The sequence below is a fragment of the Kribbella sp. WER1 genome (assembly GCF_054189145.1).
Map to the genome: position 1 here is coordinate 35682 of NZ_JBSZTA010000002.1, position 26702 is coordinate 62383.

32 protein-coding genes and 1 riboswitch are annotated in these 26702 nt (G+C 68.1%); of the genes, 12 read left to right on the forward strand and 20 right to left on the reverse strand.

Features of this window, described 5'->3' with window-relative positions; genetic code table 11:
* Window positions 1-417: 417 nt before the first annotated feature.
* The 3 genes from ACXJJ3_RS42165 to ACXJJ3_RS42175 form a co-directional block, all read right to left on the reverse strand.
* Window positions 418-867, reverse strand: a complete 450-nt coding sequence (locus ACXJJ3_RS42165; RefSeq protein ID WP_458172067.1) for a hypothetical protein — start codon at window positions 865-867, stop codon at window positions 418-420.
* Entirely contained in the window at window positions 864-1391 is a 528-nt protein-coding gene (locus ACXJJ3_RS42170; RefSeq protein WP_458172068.1) for a hypothetical protein, read from the reverse strand. The genes ACXJJ3_RS42165 and ACXJJ3_RS42170 overlap by 4 nt, the downstream gene beginning before the upstream one ends.
* A gap of 612 nt (window positions 1392-2003) precedes the next feature.
* Window positions 2004-2840 carry an SAM-dependent methyltransferase gene (locus ACXJJ3_RS42175; RefSeq protein ID WP_458172069.1) on the reverse strand — a complete coding sequence of 279 codons (837 nt, stop codon included), beginning with the start codon at window positions 2838-2840 and terminating at the stop codon, window positions 2004-2006.
* Window positions 2841-3189: 349 nt separating this feature from the next.
* On the opposite strand from ACXJJ3_RS42175, the gene ACXJJ3_RS42180 reads away from it, so the two are divergent.
* The gene (locus ACXJJ3_RS42180) at window positions 3190-4098 is read left to right on the forward strand and encodes a helix-turn-helix domain-containing protein (protein WP_458172070.1); all 909 of its coding nucleotides are present in this window, start codon (window positions 3190-3192) and stop codon (window positions 4096-4098) included.
* A 21-nt stretch (window positions 4099-4119) separates the two neighbouring features.
* Here the strand turns inward: ACXJJ3_RS42180 and ACXJJ3_RS42185 are convergent, their stop codons facing one another.
* Window positions 4120-5019 carry a phosphotransferase gene (locus ACXJJ3_RS42185; RefSeq protein WP_458172071.1) on the reverse strand — a complete coding sequence of 300 codons (900 nt, stop codon included), beginning with the start codon at window positions 5017-5019 and terminating at the stop codon, window positions 4120-4122.
* A gap of 15 nt (window positions 5020-5034) precedes the next feature.
* A complete protein-coding gene (locus ACXJJ3_RS42190; RefSeq protein WP_458172072.1) occupies window positions 5035-6441 on the reverse strand; it encodes a helix-turn-helix domain-containing protein in 1407 nt (468 codons plus the stop codon).
* A gap of 283 nt (window positions 6442-6724) precedes the next feature.
* On the opposite strand from ACXJJ3_RS42190, the gene ACXJJ3_RS42195 reads away from it, so the two are divergent.
* The 4 genes from ACXJJ3_RS42195 (at window position 6725) to ACXJJ3_RS42210 (ending at window position 8029) form a co-directional block, all read left to right on the forward strand.
* Complete coding sequence (locus ACXJJ3_RS42195) at window positions 6725-6865, forward strand: hypothetical protein (protein ID WP_458172073.1); 141 nt, start codon at window positions 6725-6727, stop codon at window positions 6863-6865.
* Window positions 6865-7086 carry a hypothetical protein gene (locus ACXJJ3_RS42200; protein ID WP_458172074.1) on the forward strand — a complete coding sequence of 74 codons (222 nt, stop codon included), beginning with the start codon at window positions 6865-6867 and terminating at the stop codon, window positions 7084-7086. Before ACXJJ3_RS42195 ends, ACXJJ3_RS42200 begins: the two co-directional genes overlap by 1 nt.
* Window positions 7083-7379 carry a hypothetical protein gene (locus ACXJJ3_RS42205; RefSeq protein ID WP_458172075.1) on the forward strand — a complete coding sequence of 99 codons (297 nt, stop codon included), beginning with the start codon at window positions 7083-7085 and terminating at the stop codon, window positions 7377-7379. Before ACXJJ3_RS42200 ends, ACXJJ3_RS42205 begins: the two co-directional genes overlap by 4 nt.
* A gap of 326 nt (window positions 7380-7705) precedes the next feature.
* Window positions 7706-8029, forward strand: a complete 324-nt coding sequence (locus ACXJJ3_RS42210) for a DUF397 domain-containing protein (protein ID WP_458172077.1) — start codon at window positions 7706-7708, stop codon at window positions 8027-8029.
* A 145-nt stretch (window positions 8030-8174) separates the two neighbouring features.
* Here ACXJJ3_RS42210 and ACXJJ3_RS42215 read toward each other — a convergent pair whose 3' ends face one another.
* The 9 genes from ACXJJ3_RS42215 to ACXJJ3_RS42255 all read right to left on the reverse strand — a co-directional run bounded on the left by ACXJJ3_RS42215 (window position 8175) and on the right by ACXJJ3_RS42255 (window position 15969).
* Window positions 8175-9215, reverse strand: a complete 1041-nt coding sequence (locus tag ACXJJ3_RS42215; RefSeq protein WP_458172078.1) for an ATP-dependent DNA ligase — start codon at window positions 9213-9215, stop codon at window positions 8175-8177.
* Window positions 9190-9375, reverse strand: a complete 186-nt coding sequence (locus tag ACXJJ3_RS42220) for a hypothetical protein (RefSeq protein ID WP_458172080.1) — start codon at window positions 9373-9375, stop codon at window positions 9190-9192. The genes ACXJJ3_RS42215 and ACXJJ3_RS42220 overlap by 26 nt, the downstream gene beginning before the upstream one ends.
* 44 nt (window positions 9376-9419) lie before the next feature.
* Entirely contained in the window at window positions 9420-9935 is a 516-nt protein-coding gene (locus ACXJJ3_RS42225; RefSeq protein WP_458172081.1) for a hypothetical protein, read from the reverse strand.
* Between the two features lie 598 nt (window positions 9936-10533).
* Window positions 10534-10956 (reverse strand): hypothetical protein, encoded by a 423-nt coding sequence (locus ACXJJ3_RS42230; protein ID WP_458172082.1) that lies wholly within the window; start codon window positions 10954-10956, stop codon window positions 10534-10536.
* Complete coding sequence (locus ACXJJ3_RS42235; protein ID WP_458172083.1) at window positions 10953-11852, reverse strand: hypothetical protein; 900 nt, start codon at window positions 11850-11852, stop codon at window positions 10953-10955. Before ACXJJ3_RS42235 ends, ACXJJ3_RS42230 begins: the two co-directional genes overlap by 4 nt.
* Before the next feature lie 508 nt (window positions 11853-12360).
* Complete coding sequence (locus ACXJJ3_RS42240; RefSeq protein ID WP_458172085.1) at window positions 12361-13575, reverse strand: hypothetical protein; 1215 nt, start codon at window positions 13573-13575, stop codon at window positions 12361-12363.
* Between the two features lie 325 nt (window positions 13576-13900).
* Window positions 13901-14623 carry a M48 family metalloprotease gene (locus ACXJJ3_RS42245; RefSeq protein WP_458172087.1) on the reverse strand — a complete coding sequence of 241 codons (723 nt, stop codon included), beginning with the start codon at window positions 14621-14623 and terminating at the stop codon, window positions 13901-13903.
* The gene (locus tag ACXJJ3_RS42250) at window positions 14616-15554 is read right to left on the reverse strand and encodes a hypothetical protein (protein ID WP_458172089.1); all 939 of its coding nucleotides are present in this window, start codon (window positions 15552-15554) and stop codon (window positions 14616-14618) included. The genes ACXJJ3_RS42245 and ACXJJ3_RS42250 overlap by 8 nt, the downstream gene beginning before the upstream one ends.
* A gap of 151 nt (window positions 15555-15705) precedes the next feature.
* Window positions 15706-15969: a helix-turn-helix domain-containing protein gene (locus ACXJJ3_RS42255; protein WP_458172090.1), complete on the reverse strand. Its 264-nt coding sequence runs from the start codon at window positions 15967-15969 to the stop codon at window positions 15706-15708.
* A gap of 288 nt (window positions 15970-16257) precedes the next feature.
* Between ACXJJ3_RS42255 and ACXJJ3_RS42260 the strand changes: the two genes are divergently transcribed.
* Both ACXJJ3_RS42260 and ACXJJ3_RS42265 read left to right on the forward strand, forming a co-directional pair.
* Window positions 16258-16827, forward strand: coding sequence for a hypothetical protein (locus tag ACXJJ3_RS42260; protein WP_458172092.1), 570 nt, complete (start codon window positions 16258-16260; stop codon window positions 16825-16827).
* The gene (locus ACXJJ3_RS42265; RefSeq protein ID WP_458172093.1) at window positions 16824-16955 is read left to right on the forward strand and encodes a hypothetical protein; all 132 of its coding nucleotides are present in this window, start codon (window positions 16824-16826) and stop codon (window positions 16953-16955) included. The genes ACXJJ3_RS42260 and ACXJJ3_RS42265 overlap by 4 nt, the downstream gene beginning before the upstream one ends.
* A 27-nt stretch (window positions 16956-16982) precedes the next feature.
* Here the strand turns inward: ACXJJ3_RS42265 and ACXJJ3_RS42270 are convergent, their stop codons facing one another.
* The 5 genes from ACXJJ3_RS42270 to ACXJJ3_RS42290 form a co-directional block, all read right to left on the reverse strand.
* A complete protein-coding gene (locus ACXJJ3_RS42270; protein ID WP_458172094.1) occupies window positions 16983-17948 on the reverse strand; it encodes a nuclease-related domain-containing protein in 966 nt (321 codons plus the stop codon).
* 21 nt (window positions 17949-17969) lie between these two features.
* The gene (locus ACXJJ3_RS42275; protein ID WP_458172095.1) at window positions 17970-18671 is read right to left on the reverse strand and encodes a hypothetical protein; all 702 of its coding nucleotides are present in this window, start codon (window positions 18669-18671) and stop codon (window positions 17970-17972) included.
* A 135-nt stretch (window positions 18672-18806) separates the two neighbouring features.
* Window positions 18807-19160, reverse strand: coding sequence for a hypothetical protein (locus tag ACXJJ3_RS42280; RefSeq protein ID WP_458172096.1), 354 nt, complete (start codon window positions 19158-19160; stop codon window positions 18807-18809).
* Window positions 19161-19224: 64 nt separating this feature from the next.
* Window positions 19225-19650 (reverse strand): hypothetical protein, encoded by a 426-nt coding sequence (locus tag ACXJJ3_RS42285; RefSeq protein ID WP_458172097.1) that lies wholly within the window; start codon window positions 19648-19650, stop codon window positions 19225-19227.
* Window positions 19647-20285, reverse strand: a complete 639-nt coding sequence (locus tag ACXJJ3_RS42290; protein WP_458172098.1) for a nucleotidyltransferase domain-containing protein — start codon at window positions 20283-20285, stop codon at window positions 19647-19649. Before ACXJJ3_RS42290 ends, ACXJJ3_RS42285 begins: the two co-directional genes overlap by 4 nt.
* A gap of 136 nt (window positions 20286-20421) precedes the next feature.
* Here ACXJJ3_RS42290 and ACXJJ3_RS42295 point away from each other — a divergent pair, with 136 nt between their 5' ends.
* The 3 genes from ACXJJ3_RS42295 to ACXJJ3_RS42305 all read left to right on the forward strand — a co-directional run bounded on the left by ACXJJ3_RS42295 (window position 20422) and on the right by ACXJJ3_RS42305 (window position 22713).
* Window positions 20422-20847 carry a hypothetical protein gene (locus tag ACXJJ3_RS42295; RefSeq protein WP_458172099.1) on the forward strand — a complete coding sequence of 142 codons (426 nt, stop codon included), beginning with the start codon at window positions 20422-20424 and terminating at the stop codon, window positions 20845-20847.
* A gap of 761 nt (window positions 20848-21608) precedes the next feature.
* Complete coding sequence (locus tag ACXJJ3_RS42300) at window positions 21609-21854, forward strand: hypothetical protein (protein WP_458172100.1); 246 nt, start codon at window positions 21609-21611, stop codon at window positions 21852-21854.
* A gap of 7 nt (window positions 21855-21861) precedes the next feature.
* Window positions 21862-22713 carry a helix-turn-helix domain-containing protein gene (locus ACXJJ3_RS42305; RefSeq protein WP_458172101.1) on the forward strand — a complete coding sequence of 284 codons (852 nt, stop codon included), beginning with the start codon at window positions 21862-21864 and terminating at the stop codon, window positions 22711-22713.
* A gap of 55 nt (window positions 22714-22768) precedes the next feature.
* On the opposite strand, the gene ACXJJ3_RS42310 is transcribed toward ACXJJ3_RS42305, so the two are convergent.
* Complete coding sequence (locus tag ACXJJ3_RS42310; RefSeq protein ID WP_458172102.1) at window positions 22769-23338, reverse strand: hypothetical protein; 570 nt, start codon at window positions 23336-23338, stop codon at window positions 22769-22771.
* A 590-nt stretch (window positions 23339-23928) separates the two neighbouring features.
* A riboswitch (cyclic di-AMP (ydaO/yuaA leader) is annotated at window positions 23929-24086 on the forward strand.
* A 196-nt stretch (window positions 24087-24282) separates the two neighbouring features.
* Between ACXJJ3_RS42310 and ACXJJ3_RS42315 the strand changes: the two genes are divergently transcribed.
* Window positions 24283-25455, forward strand: coding sequence for a hypothetical protein (locus tag ACXJJ3_RS42315; RefSeq protein ID WP_458172103.1), 1173 nt, complete (start codon window positions 24283-24285; stop codon window positions 25453-25455).
* Window positions 25456-25692: 237 nt separating this feature from the next.
* Window positions 25693-26625 (forward strand): recombinase family protein, encoded by a 933-nt coding sequence (locus ACXJJ3_RS42320; RefSeq protein WP_458172104.1) that lies wholly within the window; start codon window positions 25693-25695, stop codon window positions 26623-26625.
* Window positions 26626-26702: the final 77 nt, after the last annotated feature.

Genomic DNA, 26702 nt, shown 5'->3' on the forward strand with positions numbered 1-26702 from the left:
AACAACTGCCGTCAGGCGGATGTGCGTGGGCGGAGCGCAGCGGAGAACACGCGCACCCGCCGGCCAAGACGGCAGTTGTGGAGCAGACGTGTCGGGTCAGAATGGAGTACCAGGGAGGGGGAGAACACGCACTTCAACAGCGCCGACGAAGTCGGCTCCTCAAGCGGCCGCAGGCCGGCCGGATCATGTCCCTCAACCCGCGCGTTCCCACCTGGGCCGGAGCCACCGATGATCATCCGGTCTGTTCCTACGACAGGCCGATACGTCATCAGGCCAACTGTGCCCACGCGCGGCAGCGCCGCGGTCGAGGGCTCGATGCCCGAGAACGCGGAACCCGGCCGACAGTCCAAAATGGAGGTTCCCCGGGGCGGCCGTGCTTCGGACAGGGCCGTCCCGGGGGACTGGTTGTTGGCTCGATCAGTCCTTGCCGTCCCCGGTCTGACGGCAGTGGCACGTCGGAGAACAGGCCATGGCGGCGTCCGGCCGACCGGGCACCGGCTGGCCTTGCAGGACCAGTTCGGCGTCTGCCGGGGTAAGCGCCTGCCCGTACGGCAGCTGGGTCTGGGCGACGATCAGGTCTGCGATCTGCCCGAGGGCCGTGATTGTGAGCGTGCTGCATTCGATGGGCAGCGTCGTACAGAAGTCATCGGCTCCGATCTGGAGCTCGGCGAGTTCACCCACGCTTAGGTCGTCGCTGCGCCAGTCGCCTGGCCCGGCGAATGCCTCGCGCGCCTTGTTGCCGTAGAAGTCGATGTGCTCGGCTCCGGCCAGGATAGTGGAGATGCCGCCAGCCATTCGGATCTCGGCCCACACGCCCCGTTCGCGCACGAGCTCTACGAGATTCGCGAAGTACACCTTCTCGATCATGCGGCGCTCGCCTTCGTGAGGTGCCAGTTGGCTCGCGCGCTCCAGTCCCGGAGGGCAGGAGCGGTCTGCTCGGGCATCTTCATCGACACCACGGTCCGGATCACGTCGCGCAGGCCGTGGTATGCCAGCTGGTGCAACGGGCGGATGTCGGCGTTGGTGAACCGGGCCTGGTGGAACACGGTTAGCATCGGCTCGCGGTCTGGGCGCGGTGAGGCCTTCCAGATAGTCAGGTCCCCGGTCCAGCCGTCGCCGTAGGCACCGGTGCGTACGACGTACCGGTACGCCGCGTTGTTGGGGTCGCTGTCCTCCAGCTCGTACGGGTGGTGGAAGTGGTCGCCGTCCGGCTCGGCCGCCGCGAACTCGGTGTAGTTCGCGGCGGTCGGGATGACCTTCTCGCTGCGGCACTGCTCGATCCACCGGGCCAGCTGGGGCACGCGCCGGTCCGGCGACCCCCAGCCGGTCAGGAACGCTCCGTCCTGGTCGTCGCTGAAGATGTGCAGCACTGCGGGTTCCTCGTTCGGCACAAGAACTCCGTTCCTGCCAGTACGAGAGGTCGCCGCGCCCTGGTTGGCCCGACCGTTTTCCTCCCCCTCCCTGGCGACGGAACGTCAGGCCCGTAAGCGGCTGTGGAACAACTGCCGTCAGGCGGATGTGCGTGGGCGGAGCGCAGCGGAGAACACGCGCACCCGCCGGCCAAGACGGCAGTTGTGGAGCAGACGTGTCGGGCCAGACTGGAGACGCCAGGGAGGGGGAGGAAACACCAATTCAGCGCCGACGAAGTCGGCTCCTCAAGCGGCCGCAGGCCGGCCGGATCATGTCCTGGAACCTGGCCGCGGCCGGACGCTGAACAGCTGAGTGCGCGATCAGTTGAGGAAAGAGTGCCAGGGGCTCCGCCCCCGGACCCCCGCCCTTCCCTCCGGGAGTCCCGTCGGATTGTGCTGGTGGAGGTGGGTCTCCCGCCGATCAGGTGGGCAGAGCCAACCACCCCGGCCGCGGCCTGTCCAGACTCGCTACGCTCGGCCCTACGGGCAACAGGACAGACCACGTCCGGCGCGGCTCCCGGAGGGCACCTGACCGACGGGAGACCCACCTCCAGAAACGGCACTTGCCGTTGCTGGAGGGCCGGGTTCTGTCTGTTAGTCCTTCGGCTTCTTGCCGATGCCGCCCGCAATGCAGGTGAAGAGCACGCTGGGTGCGTCGTCGTCCGCCTCTGGCCAGTACAGGCAGGGCACGACGCCGGGGGCGAGCAGGTCTTGACCCGGGAAGAGCCCTTCGATCTGGTCGAGGGTGCGGAAGTGGACAGGCACCTCGAGCCCTGTGCTGAAGAGGGTCTCGAACCTCCGCACGTCGAGATCCTCGCGACCGGGATCGAGGAAGTGCGAGATCGCGGTGCAGGATCCCGCGGCCGCGGCGTCGATGTAGGTCCGCATGACGCCGGCGACATCTGCGTCGCCGGGGTGGTAGTGCAGTGCCGCGGTGCAGATGATCGCGATCGGCGAGGACCAGTCGAGGAACGTTGTCACCTCGCGCTGGTCGAGGAGCGCTTTCGGGTCAAAAATGTCGGCCTCCACGACGAGCGCGCGTCGGGCCGTCGACACCCCGTGCCGAGCATGGGCCAAGACGACAGGGTCGTTGTCGACGTAGAGCACCCGCGTCATGGGGTTGAAGGCCTGAATCGTGTCGTGGAGGCAGATGCCATCGGCTGGGAGACCAGGGCCGAGCACGAGGAACTGCTCGATGCGTTGCTCTCTCGCCAGGTACGCCGAAGCGCGGAGCAGAAACTGATGGTTGGCGTACGCCATGCTGGGCAGGTTCGGGAACTGCTCGGCGATGAGGCGCGCGAGGTCGCGGTCGCGGTAGAAGTTGTCCTTGCCGCCACTGACGAAGTTCCAGACCCGGGCGATGTTCGCCCGTTCCAGGTTTTTCGCGAGGATCGGGGCGCGTGCGGCGAGCTCGGCGGCGTCGAGGGGCATCAGGATCGGCCCTCCGGTCGGGTGAAGGAGCCGGATGGGTGGCCGCGGCGGTGGTTTGCGCGGCCACCCATCGAAGGGGAGTCCTGTGCTTGCCCAAGGGGGAGGGGAGGGCTCGCTGGGCCGTCAGGGGATGCGGCGGCGCGTCCGCCCAGGACTCCCGGCTTGTCACCCATGGTGGTCGGCTCCATCACTGTGTGGTGTCGCACCACAGTGAACACTGGAACGTTCCGGATTGCAATGGAACGTTCCGGTTCGGCGTGTTTGGGCCTACCGTGGAACTCGCTGGCTTTGTACGGCGCTGCCGGGGAGCCCGCCGTTGCTATGTTTGGTCGCTCAGAAACGAGGTCAGATGACGACGGATTCAGCCATCGGCTCGGCGGCGTCCAGGTACCTGCTCGGCCGACGGATGCGCACCCTTCGCGAGCACGCTGGGCTGTCTCTGCGGGAGGCCAGCCGCCGGCTGTCGGTTGCTCAGTCGCAGATCTCGCGGATGGAGAACGGCGAGGCACCGGTTCAGGACGCTGACCTCAAGTTGGCCTTTGAGGTGTACGACGTCACTGACGCCGATCAGATCAGGGCGCTCACGGATCTGGCGAGCGCGACCAGACGATCGAAGGCCGCCAAGAACTGGCTGAGCTCCTATGCGGACGTGATGAGCGACAACTTCGCGCTGTTCGTCGAGCTCGAGGCAGCCGCGTCGGCGCTAACGTGGTACGAGGTCGACTACGTTCCGGGTCTGCTCCAGACGCGTGACTACGCGTACAACCTGATGCGCGCGGAGCGCTTGACCGGGGCCGAACTGGACCCGGATGCGCTGACGCGGCGGGTTGAGATCCGACTGAATCGTCAGCGCATCCTCGACCGCGAGAGCGGCGCGCCCGAGTTCTCAGTTGTGCTCAGCGAGACCGTGCTACGGCGACGTATCGGGGGACCGGCGGTGATGGCCGGCCAGCTGAGGCATCTCGCGGAGATGGCAAAGCGGCCGGGGATCGAGATCCAGGTCATGCCGATCGAGCGGGAGCACGCCGGATTGGCTACCGGGCCGTTCTGCCTGCTGGACTTTCCGCCGAGCGGACCGTTGATCGAACCATCACTGATCTACGTCGACGGCCACCTCGGCTTCTTCTGGTCGGACAAGGCCGAAGAGGTCGCGCTGCACCGCACGGCCCGCGCGAATCTGCGAGAGACCGCCCTTGATCCCAGGCAGTCGGCCGACTTCATCGAGCAGAAGCTTGCCGAGCTGCAGCAGCTGACCTGATCAGCTCTGCACGACGGTGGGTCACAGGGCAACCCAGGAGCTCGTACGATCGCCGGCCCGGATCGCTCCGAGGCGCTGGCGAAGGACGGCGGCGTAGGGCGGGCTGCTCACTCGCCGGATCGGTCCAGGGAGCTGAGCGAGGTCCCTCATCGTCAGCAGTAGGTTGTACCCGGGCCCGTCGCGCAGATCGTAGCCGTACTGTTCGACGAAGGCCTTGATCCAGGCTTCGTCGCGTCCGTAGCGGGTTGCGGCGTGCCAGGTCGGGATGAGATCGACTTCGCGGGGTCCGCGACTGACACTGTCCCAATCGCCGAGGAGCGGCGTTGCTGGGTGGTTTGTGGTGTTCCACAGCAAGTTGCCGGCCCAGGCGTCGCCGTGAATGAGGCCGCGACCGAGGGGCCAGCTGAGTTCGCGCAGCTCGACGCGTAGATCGTCGAGGCGGTGGATCAGCCAGTCGCGGTCGTCGGCGCTGAGCGCAGCCGCGGCAGCGGGCGTTTGAAGCACCCGGCCCAGGGTCTCCAGGGGAATCCAGTCGGCGAGCTCGGCCGGCGGTGCACCGGTTCTGTGCAGTGCCTTGATCAGCGCGCCGAGATGTGCGGACGTGAACGGCTCGTGGCGATCCGGATCGGGCTGCGGGTAGTAGGTCCAGAAAGTGACGCAGGTGAGTTCGTCGACATCGACGAGCTCGGCGTGGGGCAGGGGAGTGGTGGCCGCGAAGCCCTCGGCGTCGAGCCAGGCGGTCACCTTCTGGGTGATGCGGAGTCTCGCCGCGTCGGCGTCGACCGCGATGCGGGCGATGGCGGGTACGGCGGGCAGCACGTACACAGCGTTGCTGTAGTGGTGGATCAGCTGGGCGCCGGCGGCGTCCAGGCCGTTGCGGCGGCAGGCGATTGTGAGGGCGTCGGCCAGGGGAGTGGGCACGGCGCACCACCCTAGCTAGGCGGTGGCTCCCGCGAACTCCCGGAAGTCGGACTCGACCTGCTGCACGGCAGGCCGGTCGCTGTAGTCGGCCAAGCGGCGGCGTACGGCATTGATCGAGGCGAGGCCGCGGGCACTGGTGAGTCCTGCTGCGGCCGGAAGCGCGTCGCCGAGGATCTTGCAGGCCAGGTCGACATCGACCTCGACGTCGCGGCCGCGATCGCCGGGCAGGTACGAGGCGGCCAGCGTGGTTGCAGCGAGCACCTCACGGCGCTGCATCCCCGCAGCACTCTTCAACACGATCGGAGCGTGCTGCTGGACCTGGACGGCCTGGCCAAGGTCGTGGGCGGTGTACATCAGCTCTGCAGCGAGTTGCTCCTCGTTGAAGAACCTGATCCAGAACGGCTCGTCGGGCAGGTCAGCGTGAGTGAGTTCGCGCTCGGCCTGGCTGATGGCGTGCGCCGCGGCCGCGGAGTCGCCGCCCAGGCCGTGTGCTCGGGCGCTGAGCATGCTGCACCGAGCGGCGGTCGACGGTGACCCGCAGTCGCGGGCAGCGCGGTGCCCAGCTTCAGCCAGCGCGAGCGCCTCGCCGGGCTGCTGCAGCTCGTAGGCCTGCATCGACATGTCGGCGAGGATGTGCGCGCCGAGCGCCCGGGCGCCGGCAGCTTTCGCCATGCGCAGCGCCTGGATGTAGTAGCGCTGGGCCAGACCTTGGTGTGCGCTGTCGAAGCACATGAACGCGCCGAGCCCCGTGAGCCGGGCAGCGGCGGTGAGTAGCTCGCGCCCAGTCCGGGTGTCATACGTGCCGTTCAGGATCGGTGCCACGGTGGTGTTCATGAAGTCCAGGAGCGTGCGGCGGGCGTAGCCTCCGCCGAGGTGGTGGTCGGCGTCGGCAAAGGCCTTCGCCATCGACCACATCACCTCGACCTCGCTGCTCCCGATCCGGCGTACGCCGGAATGGGACGTGTCGGTGTCGATCGCGTCCGCGAACCACCGCCGGGACGGATCGACAAAGGCTGCCGCCGCCCAGGCGGACCCGATGATGATCTGGCGCCTGTCCATGTCGGCTCTCCACAGGTGCGACACCGTCTCGACGGTCGAAGCAGGGGTACGGCCCCACACGAGGCCCAGCTGGGGATCGACGCCGACCTGATCGGCCTGCGCCTCGAGCTCGCGCTCGATCCGCTGCCAGATCCTGACGAACGCTCCGTCGGTCTCGAGCACCGCGTCGAGACGCTGAGCAAGCTCGCGGCTGGGCGAACGCTCGGCGGTCTCGACCCGGCCGATGAGCGAGTTCGAATCGTGGGTCCGGGCGGCCAACTGCCGTTGCGACAGGCCGCGCACGCCACGCCAGAACCGCATCTCGGCAGCGAACAGCTGACGCTCTGCTTCCAGCGCCGCGATGTGCCCCGTCTTCTGAGCCACTCGCCCTTTCCCCTCACGCCAGCTGCGCCCGTCACCGTCGTGTCACGGATCGTGGCCGATGATCCATCGTCGCACGGAATCAGTGCCGACAAAGTTTTTGTCGGCAGAGATGGTCTGGACAGCTGCCGACAGATTTTTTGTCGGCAGCAACGATCTCGACTCGCCCGAAACCGCACTCCCAGACTCGATGACGTAGCGCGACGAATCGCTACCTCCTCGGACTGGGGTGCGAACCTCACCGCGCCCCAGCCGAGGCCGAAGGATCAAGACGGGGAGATGAATCGTGATCAGCTACTGGCTCTTCGCAGCGCCGTCGGCCCAGCCCGCGTCGCCGGCACAGACGGTGCAGTACTGCCTGGTCCTCCTGGCGGCCTGCGCGTACGTCGCGATCGTGCGAGACATCGCGCGGGAGGTCCGTGGCTGATGACGGTCACCAGCACGGTCATCACCGCCCCGCAGCGGAAGAGGGTGCGGGCCTGGTTCGGCGATACGCCGATCGCGGACTATCTGGTGGCGAGCGACCTGGCCGAACGGTACGCGGCGGCCACCCTGCGCCGCTTCGGGCTGCGTACGACGATCGATCCCGTTTCCGCCTGGGAGGAGTCGAACGACACCGAGGCAAGGACACCGCTGTGGCAGCAGTGAAACCGATCGGGCTGGGCTACTTCGTCGAGATCTTCCTGATGACTCCCGCACAGAAGGACCAGGCGCGGAGGCAGCTGCTCGCCTTTGCCGACAGCAACGGGTACGACATGCCGCAGATCTTCGTCGAAGATCTGCCCACATCGCCCGCCGCCTTCAGGAGCCTGCTCGCAGTCGTCAACAGCACGCCAGTGGCCGCGGTCGTGTGCCTCGGCGCCGACGCCTTGCAGCCCCACCATCGTGAACAGCTCGGCACGGCCGGAGTGACCGTGCTGATCGCTGATCCGTCCCCATGAACGGCGGGTTCGGGAGTCCCTGTTCTCCTCAGCCCGCGGCCGACCTCACGACTGCGGGATGGGCACCCGGACCCGTCTCTCCACGGTCCCGTCCGTGCGCCCGCTTCCCCTGTCGGGCGCACGGACGGGACGACAGACCTCCAAGCCGGCGGGCGGCGCGGGCCTGAATCAGCAGGTGCGGTCGTCCGCCGTTCCACCCCGGGATCGGGCGGGATCCCGCCGAGGGGCCACGTCGTCCCCCACACCGCCAGGGGAGTGGGGGACGACCTACGGCCTGACAGCCCGCCGATCAGGCCATGGAGCAGAGCGTGAGCGAAAGGAAACCGATGACTGACCTCGCCAAAGCCGTCTGGCGCAAGTCTTCCCGCAGCAACAACACACAGAACTGCGTCGAGGTCGCCCATCTATCCAACGGCGGGTTCGCGGTCCGCGACAGCAAGCAGGGCGGCACCGGGCCAGTCCTGCAGTACACGATGACTGAGTGGGAAGCGTTCATCGCCGGCGTCAAACTCGGCGAGTTCGACAGCCGCCAGCGACGAACCACGTTCCGCGCTTTCCGCGCCGCCTGGCGCCGCATGGCCAGTCTCCTGACGCGTCGGCGTCGGGGCGAACCGGCGCGGAGCGACGGGCCTACCGCCCCTGATGCCTGATCGCCTCAGCGATCAGGCCCAGTGGGTGCAAGCTCGGTGCTCCTGACGTTCCCACCGAGCTGTCGCTCGCCGCGGAGGTCCGTCACCGATGCCCGCACTCCCAAGACTCCGGGGGTGCGGGCATCCTCTTTGCTCCGCGCGCCGGCTAGTGCGGACTTCTCTGTTGGAGCTGGTCGACGTCGTCGGGAGAGAGGTCGGATCGGATGCGGAGGAATCGCATCAGGTGACGTGACTGACGTCCCTGGGTTGCGGTGTCGACGGCTACCTCCGCCACGATGTCCGGCTCGACTTTCGTGAGGGGCTTGGCCGCGTCGCGGCCGCCCCACGGGTACGCCGAGATCTCGTCAGGCCAGGGGTGGTCTGCGCCAGCGGGAGAGAGGTGCGGCGCGAGCTGGGCCGATTGGGCGGGGGAGAGGGCTCCTGTGCGGCCGACGATGATCAGCTCGCCGTCCTCGTCGTACTGGCCGGCGATCACTACCTCCGGTTGCGTGATCGGGCCGACTACGCCCCCCACGACAATCTCCCTGCTGTGGCGGTGTCGGGTCTTTTGCCAGTCGCGGCGGCCGCCGACGTACCTGGTGCCGGCGCCCTTCGCCACGAGTCCTTCGATGCCCATCGTGGCGAGGGTGTCGAACCACAGTCGCGCTTCGTCTGGGTCCGCGGTGACGGGAGTTAGTTGCAGCGGTGGCCGCCAGCTGGTGGCGAGCTGCTCGAGGCGTTGCCGTCGTACCGTCCAGCGCTGGGTCCGCAGGTCGACGCCTGCGACCGCGAGGACGTCGAACGCGACGTACGACGCCGGCCGTCCGGCGACCCCCCGCCGCCCCGTGCGGCGGCCTGTCGCGAGGCGGTGCTGCAGCTCGTCGAAGCTGAGCCGGCCGTCGACGTAGACGACGAGCTCGCCGTCCAGTACGACGCCTTCGGGCACCTGCTGTACGGCGGCTGCGGCGACGTCGGTGAAGCTGGTGGTGAGGTCATTGCCGTTGCGGGACCACAGCCGGGCCTCGTCTCCGGTGCGGACCAGGACGGCGCGGAATCCGTCCCACTTGGGCTCGTACCGGGTGCCGCCGACCAGGTCGTGCGGGCCAGGGATCTGCTCGGCGGTCTTGGCCAGGGCGACATCGACCGGGCCTCGCAGGCCGGCCGGGATCGCTACTGGGCCGTCAGTACGCCGGCCTGCCGGGCTCATCCTGTCCCCGCGGTCGCAGGTGCCGGCGGTGGCCGAACGGCGGCCAGACCACCACGACCACCTTCTCGACCTTCAGCGCCGGGTCGCGCTGCGGGCAGAACCGGTGATGCTCGGGGACGTCCGCCCCTTCGCATTTGCCGCAGTGCCAGTGCCCGGTCACAGCTACCAGGATGCGCCCGGGCGCGTCCGGTGTCTCCGTTCGCCTCAGATCTGCGACTGCGTACGTACGGCGAGCCATGTCGTGACCGCTGAGGCGGTGACCCCGACGATTCGGTGGGCGGCTTGGTCGATTTCGTAGAGCGCGGTGCCGGGGCCGCCAGCGTCGATGACGCCGGGTCGGCGTTGCACGGTGGCGTGCTCTAGGTAGTCGGTCTTGTCGAGGAGCCTGGTTCGCAGAACCTTCAGCAGGGGCCTGCGGCGGTCGATCACGTAGTGCGTGACGGCATTGATTGCGTGCCCGACGAGCATCGCCCGTGCGGGGACTCGGTAGCCGAGTCCGCGGGTGACCAGTTCGGCCGCGATTGCCTGGACGAGCGTGTAGCTGGCGACGTGCCGTGCCGCGGCCGCGCGGCCTGCCGGGCCCGGTTCGCCCTTAGTCTGCGCGTCGTGGCCGCGCTGGACGATCTGGTCGCAGACCGGGTGTACGTCGGACCACACCGCGTGCAGGGCTCCGAAGAGAGCAAGCGCCCAGATGGGGGAGTAGGAGCGGTCGGTGTGCACGGCGTGGACCTCCAGGTCGACGGGGACGAGCTCGGTCAGTCCAGCGTGTCGGGATCCGCATCGCCGTACCGTCCGGAACTGGACGGTACGAGCGTGACGACAGCCACACGTCGACCGCGGTCGACTCGGGTACGGATCCGTACGCCGTACTCAGCTCACCTCGCCGCGCTGGCGGCAGGGCTGTGTGTTGTGTCCGGCGCGAGGCAGGCCGGGAAAGATCGGCGAGCGCGCGCCGAACCAGGCGTCTAGTGCTGCATCGGTACCGGTCGTGCCGAACGGCGCGGCCGGTCCCTCGAGCATCCGGCACAGTGCCAGCAACCGCAGATGGGTCTCACATATCTCCACCAGCTCCTCCCCCAGCTGGTTGTATCGGGCAACAGCCCTTCAATGTTTCGCCGACCTTCTTCGAGGGGCTGGTTGTCCAACCAGGCCGGCCCCCGCGCGACAGCATCGAAGCTGAGGGGCTCAATGCCCCGAAGATTCGACACGGCGCGGTCGAGGGGCTCGATGCCCCCTCGGCCGCGAACCCGCCGGCGACAACCCACAAGGGGCCGGAACACTTCGGATGTCCCGGCCCTCTGGGTCTATCTCTTGGCGGTCAGTCGTACCCGACGATCGTGAGCCAGCTGGGCACTGACACGTTCCAGCGGCAGTTGCGGCAGGCGAATCCTGAGCGGTGGAAGTCGACTCCCTTGTGTACTGCAGCGCCGACCTCGTCGGTGTCGGCGTACCAGGTCAGCTCGTTCCACTGGACGCCCGTGGCCAGTTCGCAGATCTCGTTCTCGGCCAGGCATTCCGGCCGAGGGCACACCAGCAGCACGGTGTCCGGGTCCTCGTTGACCATGATCAGCACTTCCGGCGGCGCGGCGGCGGCCTTCTGGGCGGCCGCCCGCCTGTCGGTCAGTTCTTCCAGGGCTAGGCGCAGGACCCATGCCGGGTACCCCCGCGGGTTCTTGACCATGTTCGCGAGGGCCGATCCCCTGAGCACCGACTTGCGGAGCGTGTCGAGGGCCGGGGTCACCTGCTGCTCTCCTCACGCGCGGCGAGGTCCCGGGTGAGGGCCTCGACGTGCGCGGACAGGCGGAGCGTCGGCCAGTCGGCAGCGGCGGTCGCCGGGTGCCATGTCTGGTCCGGGGCGACCCAGAAGACGGTCGGGGTCAGCGGGCCTTGACCGGTTGCGTGGAATCTGGCCGCGAGGTTCAGCAGACGCCCCAAGGCGGGGATGACGGACAGGTCCTCGACGACGTGGAGCACCAGAACATCACGGGCGGGCAGAGCCACGAGGACGCCGTGCTCCGTGGCGTCGACGTGCAGGCAGTCGCGAAGGACCGTGTCCAGCACGAGCGCCTTGGATGCGGCGAAGCCTTGCGCGGTGACGAACGAGATCCGTACGCCGTCGTAGTCGTCGTGGTCGACCTCGGCGGAGAGTTTCCGCAGGTTGGCCAGTCCGAAGCTCTCGGCGGCCGACCAGGTGAGACCGAGGTCAGCCGGTTCCAGGTACATCGTCACGATGCCGTTGTTGATGGTCGCCGGGACCGACACCAGCCCGGGCAGGAAGTCGGGGCGATCGGCGGTCCAGTCGGCGGGGAGTGCGTCGCGGGGGACGAGCCGTTGGACCAGCTGGTTGGCCGGGTCAGCCGGGCGCGCGGGCGGCCCTTGACGCAGTTGCCCGATCAGGTGGGCGAAGTGATCGCTGATCATCCCGGGCCATTCGTTCATGTCGTACCGGGCCACGGTCCGGGCCAGATTGCTCAGGCCTAGGCGAGCGCCCGAGCTGTCGGCCGATACGAGTGCGACACCTCCGTCATAGCTGACGTTGAGTCCGTAGGTGAACGCAGCCGCAAGGCTGAGGTCCACCAGTCTGGTGGATTGATCGCGGGACAGCGGGGCGATCTGGGCAATTTCGGCCGAGGTCATGAAAACGTGCTCCGTTCCGCCAGCTCAGGGGCCGTCAGCCTCGTCCGGCCGACCGTTGTTCGCCCCCTCCTGGCGACGGAACTTCGGACCCGTAAGCGACTGCGGAGCAACCTCCAGCTGCGCGCGTGGGCGGAGCGCAGCGGAGAACACGCGCCCGGGCAGCTGGAGGTTGCGGAGCAGGCGTGTCGGGTCAGAATGGAGCGCCAGGAGGGGGAGAACAACGCATTTCACAGCGCCGACGAAGTCGGCTCCTTCATCGGCCGCAGGCCGGCTCGGATCATGTCCCTGAACCCGCAGCTGACCGGCAACCCCAACTACCGGTAGATCATCCGGCCCGGCTCCTACGACAGGCCGGTAGATCATCAGGCCACCCGGACCCACGCGCGACAGCACCGCGGTCGAGGGCTCGATGCCCGAGAACGCGGCACCGCCGTTCCCAGCGCTACAGATCGCGGGCCGGGACACTTCGGATGTCCCGGCCCGCTGTCTTGCATGTGACGCCTACTGGTTACTTCGCGGCGGCAGCCAGCATCATGGCCTCGACGCCCTGCGACTCGACCTCGTTGGCGACGTCGGCGTTCGGGATCGTCTGCGCGTACGAGGTCACCGCCTGCATGACGCCCCCGGCCGTGGTCTGACCACCCTTGATGAAGTGGTCAAGGATGCCCTCGATCTGCTCCTCCGAGAAGGAGAGCTTTTTCCCGACCGACCGCACGACCTTGTCTGCGCGGCTGACCGGCGCGCCGGCGGCGACCTCCAGGCGCGCGATCGTCCGGTTGACGTAGTCGACGTTCAGGAAGGTCCGAACGGCGTCCCGCGCCTTGACCCGCATCAGCTCGACCTCCTTCTGGCGGGCCTCATCGGACCAGTCGATGACGCCGTCCGCGATCCGGCTGCCGACGTGCACGGCCTTCACGACATCGAGGTTGATCGTCATGCCGTTGTCGCAGACCTCGACGACGAGCTGCGGGGTGATCGTGAACGCGCCGGCTCCGACCTCGCTGTTGGACACCAGCACCCCGGCGAAGACGGTCGGGTTCTCGGTGCCGGTCTTGCCGCTGAACGGGCTGCGGTAGTCCTTCAGAAGCTGCGGCGCATAGGCCTTGATGCCTTCGGCCTGGATCCGCACATACATGCGCGACTCGGTCAGGTCGCAGCCTCGGACGTCGATCGGTACGTCGGCGGCCTTGATGCCGTCGAGGGTCGCGAACAGCGCGTCGAGGTTGTCGATCCGCTTGTACTTGTCCGACAGCAGCGCCCGCCCGAGACCGGGACCGTCCTCGCCGCGGAACGTCCGCATCATGAACGACCGCTGCATGCCCGGTACCTCGCCGTGGTTCAACTCGATCCGGCCGTCCGCGGTCCGGTCGAAGGCCGGGCGGCCGTGCAGCCACCCGTTGACGTTGGCGTCGAACAGGTCCGGGCGCTGCTGGTGCATGCGCTTCAGGTAGCCCACCGGGATGTCGAGCTTGTTGGCCAAGCCGGCCAGGAATGTGTAGGTCGGGCGGTACTCGCCGTCGACCTGGGTGACCCCGTCCTCCGAGAGCTTGGCCTCGACGCCGGTGACCACGATCGTTCCCTCCTCGGCACGAATGGCCCCAGCGGGTGCGATGAAGTCGGACTTCTGCACCTGCTGATGCTGCAGCATCGTCACCAGGCTCCGGAGGTCCTGGTTGCGCAAGGTGGTCTCGTCGGCGCTGGAAGCGGTCTGCTCGATGGTCATGCTGGAGCTCCGTTCTGCCGGGTGGTGGGCGGTCAGCTCTTGGTTTGGCCGACTGTCGTTCGCCCCCTCCTGGCGACGGAACTTCGGACCCGTAAGCGACTGCGGAGCAACCTCCAGCTGCGCGCGTGGGCGGAGCGCAGCGGAGAACACGCGCCCGGGCAGCTGGAGGTTGCGGAGCAGGCGTGTCGGGTCAGAATGGAGCGCCAGGAGGGGGAGAACAACGCATTTCACAGCGCCGACGAAGTCGGCTCCTTCATCGGCCGCAGGCCGGCCGGATCATGTCGGTAAGGGGATGCGGCTCCGCCGTCGACCCCGACAGGATGGTCTACGAGGCGCTGTACTGCTGACGCAGAGCCCGGGCGGCCTCGAGGGGGGCATCGGTCGGCTCGTAGTTGCTCGTGACCGCGCGCCGCAGCCGGGGCGTGGGGTGAGTCGGTGCGATGTCGTGGAGTCGCTGATCGAGCTGATTCGCGACGGGATGACCGTCGAGCATGGCCAGTACCGCGTCGCGGCCGACCAGCTGCACAGCGCGCAGATCGGCGCGTAACTCGCGCAGAGGGCCGTCACGACCGGTGCGTTCGTACCGGTTCCGCCTGCTGTAGGACTCGGTCAGCAGGAATCCACTGATCCCGAAGACAACGCCGAACAGCAGCCCGACCAGCTTCCCGGCCGAGCCGAAAAGGATGCCGCCGACACCGGCGCCGGCAATCATCACGAGGAAGAGGAAGCCCACCTGCACGGCGACAAAGAGCACTGCTCGCCACCGTGGCCCGGTTGGTTCCGGGTCGTCGTACTCGACGTGGGCATACTCGTGCGCGAGTACGCCGAGCAGCTGCTTGTCGCTCGCCTGCCGGATCTGGTTAGCTGCGATGACGACCTGCAAGGTTCCGTCGAAGTTTCGCTCGACTCGGGCTCGTACATGTCGGTCGACGCCCCGGCGCGGAACCTTCAGCCGAGGGATTTCGCCGCCTGCGGCGGCCGCGATCTGGGCGAGCGCCTCGTGCGCTCGCACTACCTCCTGGCTGGCCGGGCGCACGCGGTCAGCCACCCGTGATTGCCTTTCGAGCAGCTTCGCCAGCTGCGAGCAGCATGGTCTTGGCGACCGTTTCGGCGGCGGCGTTGACACCCGCCAGCAGTCGATTGACCAGCTGGCGAAGCCGACCTCGGTCGGGGACAGGCGCGGTCGCTTCGGCGTGCAGGTCGTCGGCGACCTCGGCAAGTTCGTCCTGCGCCGCCGGGTCGACCCCGAGCACTGGAAGCATCTGGCGGACGCCACCGGCGAACGTGACCAAGTCTTCGACGTTGATGCCGGCGTTGTAGTTCTGCGTGAACTTCTCACCGTGGATGACGAGGTTGCCGTTGTTGTCGCTGACGTGAACGGTCGTGCTGTGATGAGTGGTCGATGGTCCGCCGCGCCGCTCCCGGAGGAACTCGGCCACATCACCACCATGGTCCGTAATGCATTCGCGGCCCTCGGGAGTCAGGCGAGGATGGATCCATCCATCGGTTGACTCCTCGACGTGCACTGCTTCGACAAGTTCGTTGCGGTGAAGGTACTCCGCAGCGCCTCGCAGCTCGCGCTCACTGAACACCTCGCTGTCTTCAGTGAGGGCGTCGACGAACTCGTCGAAGCTAGCCGGCTGGAGGCCTTCGTCCTCCTGCCTGTCGAGCCACCGAAGCATCTCGGTCCGCAGCAGCGCAGCCCGGGCCTTAGGATCCGCGCGCTTGGCGTACAAACCTTGAACAGCGTGCATCCCTTCAGGAGTGATCCAACCCCGCGGGGTCCCAGCCGTGTGGTTCGCATCGACCAGGCCACGCTCGGCGAGGAAGTCGACCAGTGCGAACCCGTCCTGGACGGGGTCGAGGCCGGCCGATTCGAGGTAGCTGGCGGTCGCGGCGTCCTGGTCGGCGTTGGCTCGATGGGCCTCGTAGAGCGCCTCGAGCAGGTTGCTGGCGTGGGTTTCGATCTCGGTAGCCACGGGCCCCCTTTGTTCGATGTCGTCCCCAGGCGCATCCATTGTGGACACGGCCTCCGACAATCTACGGCGGCCGCCGCTGGCGGCGCGGCTGTGCACATGAATCCAGCGCCGGCGAGAGGCCTGCCCCAGTGCGTGACCGGGAGCGCGCGGATCAGTTCGCCGGGTGCCGTCTGCTACCCGGCACGACGGGCGCCCCGCGCGGCCGTAGCGGTACGCCGGCCTCGTCCAGGACGTTCTTGATCTCGCGCCAGGACCGGTCCGTGAGCTCGCCGAGCTCGCGCAGCGAGAGCCCTTCGTCGTACTTCGCGACGACGAACTCCCTCAGTTCGGCGGCCCGGCCTGGTGGCAGCCACTGGCCGGCTGTGCCCTTGAACTGCGGCAGCGGCTGGTGCCGTGGCCGTTCGGGGTAGGGCATGCCCACATCATCGTCGACACCAAGGCCCGAGGGCCGCAAGGGACTGAATCGAGCGGCTCCGCCGCCCTGCAATCGGCGCCTCCGGCGCCGGGTGGTGACCTGGGTACCATGCCGCCACTCGACGTCAAGGGTGCTCCGCAAGCTCCGCATCGCCTTCGGCGACGTCCGCGAGCGGCCGCCCTTGACCCCGAGCCTCCAGCGGCACAAACCCCCGGCAGTTGCCGGCAGGCACACAACGCCTGCCGACCCCTAAACGGCCACCACAAACCCACGCCGGAGGTTCTCGTCATGATCAAGCGCCACGCGATCACCAACATGGTGCTGTCGGCCCAGCAGGATGGAGCAACTCACTTGTTCGTTGCCCGGGACCAGCTCGATCCAGATCGTCTGTACGGGGTCCGGGTGATGCCCGGCGAGGATCCCCACGAGGTCCACGATCACAGCGACGACTGGTTGCAGGAGTGCTACGTGCTCACCGCCGACGCGCTCCCTGTGCACCTTCAGCTCGCGGAGCCCCGGGCCTGGCACCTCGGTCCCACTGATCCGGCCGGTACGCCGGCGCCGCAGCTCGTCGAGCTGGAGGCGGTGATGGCTGAGTACCGCAGGGTCCGGGCGTTGACGTTCTCCCCGGCCAACTTCCCGCCGAGCTACGACGGCTTCGAGGCTGCCCGCCGTCAGCTGATCGCGGCGGCGCGGGCCGCGTACGACGAAGGGGTGCTGACCCCGTTCCAGATCCGACGGACCACCGGGTACAGCCTCGCGCAGGTCGCCGTGGCCCGGCCGCGGGGATCGCACGCCGCGTTGAACCTGGCGCAGAGGTGCGGCACCCGGGGTTCCGCGGTGCAATGGGACGCATGAGCCAACCTGCCGACGAGCCCGCGAGCAGCGAGGACACCGCGGCCGAGCACCTGTTCAGCGACGACCCCGAGATCGACGACGCGGTCTGGGAGTCGCTGAACAGCGACATCACGTCCGAGGACTGGTAGCCGAGAGCAACGGTCAGACGCACGGCGTCAGCCGGGCGTCCAGGTCGTGCTGCGGCGGGCGATCTCGTACAGCCGGGCGACCTCGGTCCGACCGAGGACCCGGCGCTGGAACAGCAGCCACACCAGCAGATGCGACCTCGGCATGACCTCGGTGCCGGCGCTGCGAGATCCCCGGACACTCTTCGCACCCACGACCACCACAGCAGCCCGAACCGATACCGGCCGGTCGGCGGCAGCGGTCAGCAGCCGGGCTGCACGGGTCGCCTCGTGCTGGGAGATCTGCCCGTACTTCTTCGCGTCCTTGCCGACGAACACGACGTCGGGTTTGGCCCGGACCTTCTTGCCAGGGTGGTGCTTGGTGTTGATCGTGATCACGCCGCCTGGGCCGATGAGCACGTGGTCGATGTCCGCGCCCCGCGTCCCGACCGGTACGGCGTGCAAGATCCGCCAGCCGCGCAGCCGTGCCCAGCGAAGAGTCTGGGCGACGAGCTGTTCACCCTCGGCGCCGATCCGCCAGGCCTGGTCCTTGGTCCGAAAGCCCAGCGCACGTCCGAGCTGGCGCCACCAGGTCGTGTGCTTGCGGGCGGCGGCCTGAGCCGAGCTGCCCGGCCGATTCTTCGCCAGATCCCATCCCTGGCCGGCGGGATCGGGTTGCTGAGTACCTTCGGTGCCCCGGGCACCCGACGACGTGGCCCGTCCGCGTACGTTGTCCGCCGGCGCGGGGTTGCGGGATTGATCCAGGCGCGCCAGGAACTCCTGCGTGGTGACTTCGTCACCGAACCTTCGCGGCGCGAGCTGGACCTGCAGGTCCTCGAGGCCGTTGTTCGCCAGCCAGTGCTTCACCATCCCCTCGACGGGGTGGGGCCAGCCGGTGTCCGTGGTCGACGTCGAGCGGCCTGTCTTCAGGTCGATCCACCCGACCTTGCGTGAACCGGAGTTCACGTAGAGCCGGTCGTGCCCGTACTCCTGCCAGCGGTTCAGCTGGTACGTCATCGCGATCTCCCGGCCGCCGGGCTATCCGACCCGCCGGTCGAGCTGGGTGTAGCCCATCACGGTCCGGTCGCCGAGCAGCACCGGCTCCAGCTGTGCGGGATCGGCCGCCACCTCGTGCGGATCGACCGCATGGGTCATCACGACCACCAGGCCGCCGTCGGCCTCGACCAGCTTCCGTGCCCGGTCGTTCAAGGTCACGTCGTACGGACCGATCAACTGACTCTTGAAGATGACGCTCAGCTGGTTGCCCCGAAGCTGGGCAACTGCGCCGGCCACCGGCGACCAGGTGAACGGCGGGGGAGCGAAGCCCGCTCCCGTGAACGCCCCGTTGGGCTCGACCTTCCATTGCCCGATCGGGCCGCGCATGAGGTAGATCATCTCCAGCCCGGGGTTGATCAGCACGAACGGCTTGATCTCTTCGGAGTCGTCGCCGACCGTCACCGGGAGGAGGACGCATTCGGTGTGATGCGTCAGCGTCGCGCCTTGGGCCGCACTGATCTGGTGATCGTCGTTCCAGGTCGACGGTCGGCAGTGCTGGTGGTGCAGGCTCGCGCTGGCGAAGCTGATCAGGTCGTCGACGCTGAGCGCAGGCCTGCGGCCGGGCAGCGGCTGGTTGCAGGTCTGACAGTCGATGACCCACAGGCTGTCGAGGACCTGCTCCACAACCGACCCGAGCTTGGCGCGGACCGCGGCCGACACCACAACGTCTTCACGTACCGTCACGCTCATCCCTCCCTGTAATCGCTTCAGGTCGAACCGTAGTCGCTCCCGGCGACAGTCTCCGGCGGCCGCGGCGGGTCGTCTCGTCAGGTACGGCGGGCCGGCGCACGAGGGAGTGGGGGACAGGCGGACGACGGGCTAGGACTCGTTTGGTCGCAGCTCGCTGCCTGGCACGAAGGTCATTCGGCCGGCGGCGTCACACACCAGGCCGTACCACTCGCCGTCGGTCCGCAGCCACGCGTACAGCTCGACCGGCGGCGACCACTCGACGTGCTTGATCTGGACCTTCTGCTGGTGGTTGCCGAACTGGCGGACCGTTGCCGGGTTCCGTTGCCCGTGGGCGTCGTACTGGAGCTCCAGCTCGGCCGCCTTGCGGGTCGCTGCGGGCTCGTCGGCCAGGCCACGAGCGCGCCAACCGTTTGTCCCGCCGTCCCAGACGGCGAACCGACCAGGCTGGTCGTCGTCAGGTCGCACCGTGAACCGTACCCGCATGACCACCACGATAGCGCGTAATCGAACATCTGTTCAGATGCACTGGTGTGGACGCTGCCCGCTCTCATCCGCTGTTTCCCTGGAATAGTCGTTCGGCCTCGTCGAGCAGGATGCGTGCGCTGCGTACGGCTTCCTTGGCTTCCTTCGCGCCGACGTACACGGCGCCGTAGTGTGCGCCGTCTTTGATGTCGAGCAGGCGTTTCAGCGCTCGGCCGAGGCGCTGGCCGTCGCTGCCGACCTGGGAAACGAGCTGGATCGCCTGGCGGTGGTCTTGTCCGCGGGAGCGTTGGCCGAGGGTCACGCAGCAGGCCGCGTCGGCGGCCGCGATGCCGGCGAGTACGGCGAGCGCGGCCGCAACGTTGTCGTTGGCGAGTTCGTCGTCGACGTCGCTGACGAGGTCGGCGACCTCGAGGAACGCACGGGCGTGCGTGAGCCGGACGGCGGCCTGGGGCCGGTTGCAGTCCTCGGTCCGGCCGGTGGGGCGGCTCATGCACTCTCCTTGTGGCTCAGTCGGTTGATGAGGGTCCGGATCTCGGTGCCGTGGATCCTGACGCCGTCGCGCTTCCAGTCGTTGACGATCGGCTCGCCGGCTTCCAGGTGTGCGAGCAGACCGTCGAGGCTGATGTCGTAGATCTGGAGGTAGTTGCCGCTCCAGCGGCGGACCTGGTCGCCCAGATCGGCGAGTTGATCGCCCCAGGCTTCGGCCTCCGCTACAGACGTGTCGTCGAGGCTGTGCACGAGCAGCAGGTCGACGTCGCTGTCTTCGTCCCCGTCGCCGCGGGCCGTCGATCCGAAGATGCTGGCGTGCTCAGGCTTGATCGGCCACGCGGCGATCGCTTCCCGGAAGCGGTCGAACAGCAGCGGCCGCAGCTCGGTGAGCTGCAGTACGGCGGGTGCGGCCACGTGGTCGCGGTTCAGCGTGAACTGAATGGATGCTCCGACCCGGGCCTCGTCGACCAGCCCGGTGGCCGCCAGGCGGTGCAGCACGTTCAGGACACCCCGCTCACTCCCGGTGCCGGCGAGCTGGTGAATCCGGCGACCGGTCAATGGTGCCGTCGTCCGGGCCAGTACGGCGAGCACGGGACCGTCGAGCGTCTGCACGACGGTGGTCATCGGGTTGGACATGTCCACATCCGCATTCTACTACGCCTATCCGCATTCTACTACGTATAGGCGTAGTAGAATGCGGATTCGCTACGTGAGTGGTCGCGTACATTTAGTGCGGTCATGGATCGGCGTGAGGGTTGGGGGAGAGGCAACGATGGATGCTGAGACGAAGTCGGCGATCCGCCCGGAGGCCACGGCCTGGCCGACGTTGATCTTCGGCGTCGTGCTCACCGCTGGACTGAACCTGATGGCGATCGGCAGCACCGAGGGGGGTAACCGCTGGCACCTGGCCGGCGCAGTCGTACTGCCGGCGTTCGTTCTGGTCGGCGCGATCGGGTGGAATGTGCCCTGGCCCGCGCGGATCCTGCGGACGGGCTACACGATCGTGCTGGGCCTGCTGCTCTTCGCCAACGTCACGACGTTCTACCCGCGGTCGCAGGCGGTGATCGCCGCCATCGGGTACCCCGTGATCCTGTCGTACGCCGTCGCCCCGGTCGGGACGCTGCTGATGACGGCCGGACTCGCGGGAATGTGGCCGGGCGGTACAGTGCGGCCGCAGCTGTTCAAGATCCACCGGTGAACCGCGCCGCCGGCCGCGCACACGGTCGAGGTGAACCGGATCAGTTGTTGCGGATTCGGTCTTGGGTGTAACCAGTACGGGCCGTCCGCGTATACCACGAGGGCGCGACAAAACCGGCGTGCCGTCCGGAGCTGGTGCAACAATCCGGCCCGACTGGCGCTACACGCTGAGTCAAGTCACCCCCGACCATGCATGGCTGTTTGTTGCGGGGTGACAGGTAATACCCTACAGCGATTGTTGCAGCCAAGATCGTGTCAGCGACTGTTCGGGCTGCTCAGGAGCCGATCGGTGTCCGGACTTCCGTTGGACAGAAAGCCAGGGCGGTTCGGACTGCCTCTAGCGGTGGGCTAGCCCAAGGGGCCACTCTCCACTGCAAACAACTAACTACAAGGTTGTTGCTCTGGCGGGCAGATCTCTGTGGATAAGGTTGTTTTCGACTTCCCGAGGGCGCTTGTCCCATGTGGTGTGGAACCTCTCGGGTACGGCCGGGCCCCCGGTGCAACGGGGGACCCGGCCACAGTTCTGTCCGGACCTGTACCGGAATCGCGGCGCGTGCAGTTTGTAACGCCCGGATCACAGGTCTAGGGTCGTTGATCACCCGGGAACCAGCAGGGACCCGGTCCGGGGATTGCACTCCCCGGACCACCTCCAGGTCCTTTGGCTCCAGGTGCACACCACACTCCGGCCGCCGGCCGGGGCAAGGGACAAGCACGCTGAGGCTGCGGCTTCAGCATGCCCTCACGAGAAGGGGCAGCACGAACATGCTGCGCTGCACGACGTACCACGACGACCGGCGCCGCCGGCACCGGATCGTCATCATCATCCTTCTGCTGACGGTGTTCGCCGAGGTCTTGGCGTTCTCCTTCGGCGTCGCCTCCGTCACCGACCTGCCAGTGGTCGCGGGGGCCTTCATCGGGGCGGCTGTCACGGCGGCCTGCTGCGCCGTCAAGACGTTCTTCCGGCTGCTCCTGCAGCTCTTCGGCACTACAGCGGTCAGCCAGGGGTAGGGCCGCCGTGGCACGCGCCGAGAACCCGATCCCGGCGGACAGTGGCGCAGTCGGCGAGCTCGCTCGCCGACTGCGGCTGTACCGCGACAACGCCGGACTGAACTACCGGCAGCTGGCGGACCAAACCCACTTCAGCTACTCGCAGCTGTCCCGAGCAGCGTCCGGCAAGAGCCTCCCGACCTGGGAGATCACCGAGGCGTACCTGCGCGGGTGCGGGATCACCGGAGTGCGTTCGCTCGAGGTACTGCGACGGCTGTGGGAAGCCGCCGCCCGCACGCGCCGGCCCGCCCGGCGGCCGTCGCGGTACGCCGTACCGCTCGGGAACGTCCGGACCCGGGAGCAGTTCGGCAAGGTGCTGCGCACGCTCGCCTACCGCGAAGACGGCGGCTGGGTGAGCATGCGTGACATCGCCCGCTTGACCGACCAGTCCAAGTCCAACGTCTCGGCCTGGTTCAGCGGAAAGACGATGCCGCAGCAGGCGGCACTCGACCAGTTCGCGACTCTCCTCGGTGCCACCGAGGCTGAGAAGGCTGACCTCCGCGACGCCCGGATCCGGGTGCTGCACGGCGGAGAGGCTGCGACGACCGCAGGCGTGCAACTGCTGGACGAGCTGGAGCCGACCGTCGACGAACAGACCTTCCTGCGGGCCCTGCTGACGGTCGTCGACGGCGCGGTCAACGTCGAGCACCCCGGCGACGACAAGGGCAACTCGCGGCGGTTCGTCCGCCGCCGGGCCGCCGGTACGCCGACCTGGGAACCCGGTGACGGTGAAAAGCTCGACCAGGTGCTGCAGCACGTCCGCGGTTCCGTCGGCACCACCAGGACGTCGACCCGGGCGGTGACGGTCCAGTTCCGCTAGCCGGGGGAGAGGCCCGCCGGAGCAAGGTCTCCGGCGGGCCGTCGATGCATCAGGGCTAGGCCCAGCTGCGGTTCGCGTCAATGTCCTCCGGGAAGCTGACCGGGCGCTCGCAGCTCCCGCAGAGGTAGCCGTGGTCTTCGCCGTCGTCGCTGCCGCCGTCGCTGATGACCACGCCGTCGTGGCTGCGGTTGAACCGCAGGTTGTTCCAGCGGGTGACGACGTCGACCTGCCGGATGTCGTCCTCCGCGTCGCAGCCGGGGTGCGGGCAGATCAGGAACGGTTCACCCATCAGGTCGTCCGGGTAGTCCGGGTCGGATTCGATCATGATCAGGACCTCGGGGCCGTCCTGCTCGATCGTGAGCCGCTTGGCCTCGACGACCAGGAGGTCGCGGAGCTGGCCGACACGGTCGAGCAGTGACGGAATCTTGTAGCCGTTGCCCACCTCCAGCTCCTGCGCTATCTGGCTCGCCTCGTCCCAGATCGCCCGGGACTCAGTTCCCCAGAGCACTCCGAGGGCGGTGAAGGCGCTGGCGATGATGCTGTCGGGGTCGTCGGTCATCAGCGCGCCGCGGAGGAAGCCGAGGGACTGGGCTGCACGGGCATACCGTTCGGCGGTGGTGGTCATCGGGACAGTGCTCCGCTCCTGCCTGGCGTGGGTGTCGACGCTCTGGTTTGGCCGACTGTTCGGCTCCCCGCCTGGCACGGAACGTCTCACCCGTAAGCGGCTGCGGAGCAGCCGCCGACGGGCGGTGTGCGTGGGCGGAGCGCAGCGGAGAACACGCGCATCCGCCGGGGGCGACGGCGGTTGCGGAGCAGACGTGTCGGGTCAGACTGGAGGGTCAGGAGGGGGGGTACTGCAGTACTGCGCCGACGAAGTCGGCACCACCCGGCCGCAGGCCGGCCACGTCCGAGCGGATCCGCGGGATCGTCCGCGCCGCCCGGCTCTTCCACCGCCGACGCCGCCGGCCCGGACGGCAGGTTCCGCCGAGATCCGCTCGACGCGACACTAACCAGGCCGGTCTGGTTCGCTGCGGCGATGGAGCACATCCGAACGTCTCGCCGGGCGCACCGCACCTGCCCACCGCGGGATCGACGACACGCGGCGGTCCTTGTGGATAAGGGTTTTGGCGCATCCGCGCGGACGTCGTACATTCATGGGTGGTTCACCGATCCCGACGAACCGCGTGCTGGTCAACGCCGAGCGCTGCCGGGCCATCCACGCATCAGCCGAACGTACGGCAGTGGTGGAGGACCCAGGAAGTTGGGCCGTGGCCGGCAGTTGCCGGGGCCCTGGGGTGGTAGTCCGCGGGAGCGGACCGGGCCGACTCTCAGCCCGAGCCCGACAGCTAACTTCGCAGGCGTCGAGAGTTCCAGCATGTCCAGTTCCGGATCTCCGGGCGGCCCTGCGCTGCCTGACGCCAGCCGCAGGCCGCTCGCCGCGTCAGCCGGCCTCGCGAGCCGCCGCGCGCGCTCGGCTGCCCTGATCCGGATCTGGCAGCGGGCGGCAGCTGGGAGCCCTGGGCAAAGAAACCTCTACATACGCTCTCCGCGCAGGGAGCAAACGTAAAAATGAGCCCCAAGGAGACCTCCGGGCACGGCGCTGGACACGCCCGGAGCAAGAACGACTGGCTCCAGCTGGCGCGCCAAGCCGTCCTGGACCTCCTCGATGACGAGCTGGCGGTCGCGCACGCCGAGCTCGAGGCGCGCCTGTGCGAGCGGGGCGTCGTCTACAACGAGCAGCACGACTGGCTGCACTCCCACATCGTCACCGAGGCCGTCCAAGGCCTGCGGGCACTGCACGCGCTCGACGAGGTGACCCACAAGACCAAGGGCAACCGGGTCGTGAAGCTCCTGGTGCCGGCCGATCGGCGTCGGCGGGAGACCGCAATCAACCGAGCCGTCGCGCGCAAAGGCCAGCTGTACGGGCGGTTCTTCGCAGTGTCGACCACCTCGGGCGACGCCGGCGAGGCGGTGCTGCGCCACTCGCTGTCCATTGCCGGAACCCATCTCATCCCGATGGAGCCCGGTTTCGGCGAGGTCCGCAACGTCATGGGCGTCAAGCTGTACGGCGCACTGGACTCCGGCGCCTGGCTGCACTCGATCGACCCGGCCACCGGCCTGCCGCGGCTGCCGTTCGCGCTCCCGATGGAGATGAAGAACCGCCGGCAGTGGTTCTACCCGATCCACAAGGAGGTGTACCAGCTCCTCGGCAAGGCCGCGGCCCTGCAGATGCAGCACCCGGCCCAGCCGATGGTGCCGATCTTCGTCTGCCGGCGGGCGCACCCGTGGTTGGGCTGGATGGCCAAGGATCTCGGGTTCCTCCTGCACACCACCCGCCGCCAGTTCGCGACGCTGCCGCACAAGATGACCGGCAAGCTGTTCGAGGAGCTGCGCACCGACCTGAGCCTGGCCGACCTGACCCTGGTCACCGAGGACTCGCTGCCCAGCATCCAGCAGTTCTTCCGCGAGACGATCATCAAGCAGGCCGCCCGGGCGGCACCGCGGTGGGCCGCGGCCGCGGCGACCGTCGCCCCGTACGCGGGCAAGCTCCGGACGGAGAACGTCCCGCCGGGGGACCGGCTCGACCTGGTCCGCGAGCTCCGGCAGGAGCTCGAGTGGGAGATGCCGAAGGCCGGCTTCAAAGAGCCGCTGCTGTCGTGGTCGTTGCCCGACCAGGAAGAGTGGCAGGATCTCACCCCCGACGCGGAGGAGTGGGACGACGACGAGCAGGCGCCCTTCTGACCCTGGCCTCGTCCGCGCCGCCCCGCCGGACCGGCGGTCCAACCAGCGTTCCCCGCAATCACGACTCAGCGAATTCCGGAGTGGCCATGCCGTTCAAAATGGGTCTCATAAACGATCGTTTATGAGACCCATTTGACGTCGCACCGCCTTGAGTCGGATGATGGCGTGACATGGTCCGCAGAAACCGTGTCTCAGATTCAACGTCTGAGTATCGCCATCCGAGAGGTTTCGGGATTCATGGAGCGGTTCGGATACGCACGGGTCTCGACCCGGGAGCAGAACCCTGATCACCAGCTCGACGCACTACTGGCTGCCGGGATCGATCGGGCGCGGATCTTCATCGACAAGATGTCGGGGAAGCTGGCCTCGCGGCCGGAGCTGGAACGGATGCTGGAGCTGTTGCGCGAGGGCGACCAGGTAACGGTGACCAGGCTGCGCCGGCTCGGCCGGTCCCACGACGATTTGATGGAGCTGGTGCGCGGCTTCGAAGACCGCGGGGTCGACTTCGTCGTGATCGAGCAGGGCATCGACACCTCGACCCCGATCGGCCGGTTCACCTTCCACATCTTCGCCGCACTCGCCGAGTACGACCGGGAACTGATCGTGGAAGGCACCCTCGACGGCCTGGCCGCCGCCCGCGCGCGCGGCCGCGTCGGTGGACGGCCGGCGAAGCTGACCGCCCAGCAGCTGGACCAAGCGCAGCGGCTGTACGACACCGGGGAACTGACCGGCAACGAGATCGCCGCCGCGTTCGGCGTCGGCCGGGCGACCCTGTACCGGTACCTCAGTCCGGGCGTCAGCGACTGCGCGCTGATCGTGTACCGCAACAGTCGGCCGAAGGTCGACACCGAAACCAACCGGCGCTACGGCGAGACCGGGCAGAGCGAGGCAGTGCAACTGGAGGCCGACCGGAAGTGGTGGAACGTTGCCCCCGCCAGGCGTCCGCGTCTGAAGGCCGTGGTGTTCGTGGTCGACCAAGTGGTCACCCGGGTCAGGGCCGTCGACCCGGCCGGAACCTGGCACGAGGATGACCGCGGGTACGCCGACATCCCAATGACAGCGCCCCTGGACAACGCCGCGATCGACCGAGAACTGCCCACTCTGCCGATGCGACTCGGCGACCGCCGAGAACACCAGCGCGGCAAGATCCGTGAGTACGTGACCCTGTAACGCCTGACCGGTACGTATCCTGACCGCGTGTTTCCGATGAGTCGCCGGCACCCGGTGAACAAGCCCTGGGAGTCACA

Excerpts from the sequence above, each read along its gene's own strand:
- ACXJJ3_RS42210 (WP_458172077.1), top strand. The coding sequence starts at position 7,706 with ATGACTGACCTCGCCAAAGCCGTCTGGCGCAAGTCTTCCCGCAGCAAC.
- ACXJJ3_RS42165 (WP_458172067.1), bottom strand. The coding sequence starts at position 867 with ATGATCGAGAAGGTGTACTTCGCGAATCTCGTAGAGCTCGTGCGCGAA.
- ACXJJ3_RS42240 (WP_458172085.1), bottom strand. The coding sequence starts at position 13,575 with ATGACCATCGAGCAGACCGCTTCCAGCGCCGACGAGACCACCTTGCGC.
- ACXJJ3_RS42290 (WP_458172098.1), bottom strand. The coding sequence starts at position 20,285 with ATGTCCAACCCGATGACCACCGTCGTGCAGACGCTCGACGGTCCCGTG.
- ACXJJ3_RS42215 (WP_458172078.1), bottom strand. The coding sequence starts at position 9,215 with ATGAGCCCGGCAGGCCGGCGTACTGACGGCCCAGTAGCGATCCCGGCC.
- ACXJJ3_RS42180 (WP_458172070.1), top strand. The coding sequence starts at position 3,190 with ATGACGACGGATTCAGCCATCGGCTCGGCGGCGTCCAGGTACCTGCTC.
- ACXJJ3_RS42320 (WP_458172104.1), top strand. The coding sequence starts at position 25,693 with ATGGAGCGGTTCGGATACGCACGGGTCTCGACCCGGGAGCAGAACCCT.
- ACXJJ3_RS42280 (WP_458172096.1), bottom strand. The coding sequence starts at position 19,160 with ATGCGGGTACGGTTCACGGTGCGACCTGACGACGACCAGCCTGGTCGG.
- ACXJJ3_RS42235 (WP_458172083.1), bottom strand. The coding sequence starts at position 11,852 with ATGACCTCGGCCGAAATTGCCCAGATCGCCCCGCTGTCCCGCGATCAA.
- ACXJJ3_RS42260 (WP_458172092.1), top strand. The coding sequence starts at position 16,258 with ATGATCAAGCGCCACGCGATCACCAACATGGTGCTGTCGGCCCAGCAG.
- ACXJJ3_RS42255 (WP_458172090.1), bottom strand. The coding sequence starts at position 15,969 with ATGCCCTACCCCGAACGGCCACGGCACCAGCCGCTGCCGCAGTTCAAG.
- ACXJJ3_RS42295 (WP_458172099.1), top strand. The coding sequence starts at position 20,422 with ATGGATGCTGAGACGAAGTCGGCGATCCGCCCGGAGGCCACGGCCTGG.
- ACXJJ3_RS42200 (WP_458172074.1), top strand. The coding sequence starts at position 6,865 with ATGACGGTCACCAGCACGGTCATCACCGCCCCGCAGCGGAAGAGGGTG.
- ACXJJ3_RS42310 (WP_458172102.1), bottom strand. The coding sequence starts at position 23,338 with ATGACCACCACCGCCGAACGGTATGCCCGTGCAGCCCAGTCCCTCGGC.
- ACXJJ3_RS42270 (WP_458172094.1), bottom strand. The coding sequence starts at position 17,948 with ATGACGTACCAGCTGAACCGCTGGCAGGAGTACGGGCACGACCGGCTC.
- ACXJJ3_RS42315 (WP_458172103.1), top strand. The coding sequence starts at position 24,283 with ATGAGCCCCAAGGAGACCTCCGGGCACGGCGCTGGACACGCCCGGAGC.
- ACXJJ3_RS42300 (WP_458172100.1), top strand. The coding sequence starts at position 21,609 with ATGCTGCGCTGCACGACGTACCACGACGACCGGCGCCGCCGGCACCGG.
- ACXJJ3_RS42175 (WP_458172069.1), bottom strand. The coding sequence starts at position 2,840 with ATGCCCCTCGACGCCGCCGAGCTCGCCGCACGCGCCCCGATCCTCGCG.
- ACXJJ3_RS42285 (WP_458172097.1), bottom strand. The coding sequence starts at position 19,650 with ATGAGCCGCCCCACCGGCCGGACCGAGGACTGCAACCGGCCCCAGGCC.
- ACXJJ3_RS42265 (WP_458172093.1), top strand. The coding sequence starts at position 16,824 with ATGAGCCAACCTGCCGACGAGCCCGCGAGCAGCGAGGACACCGCGGCC.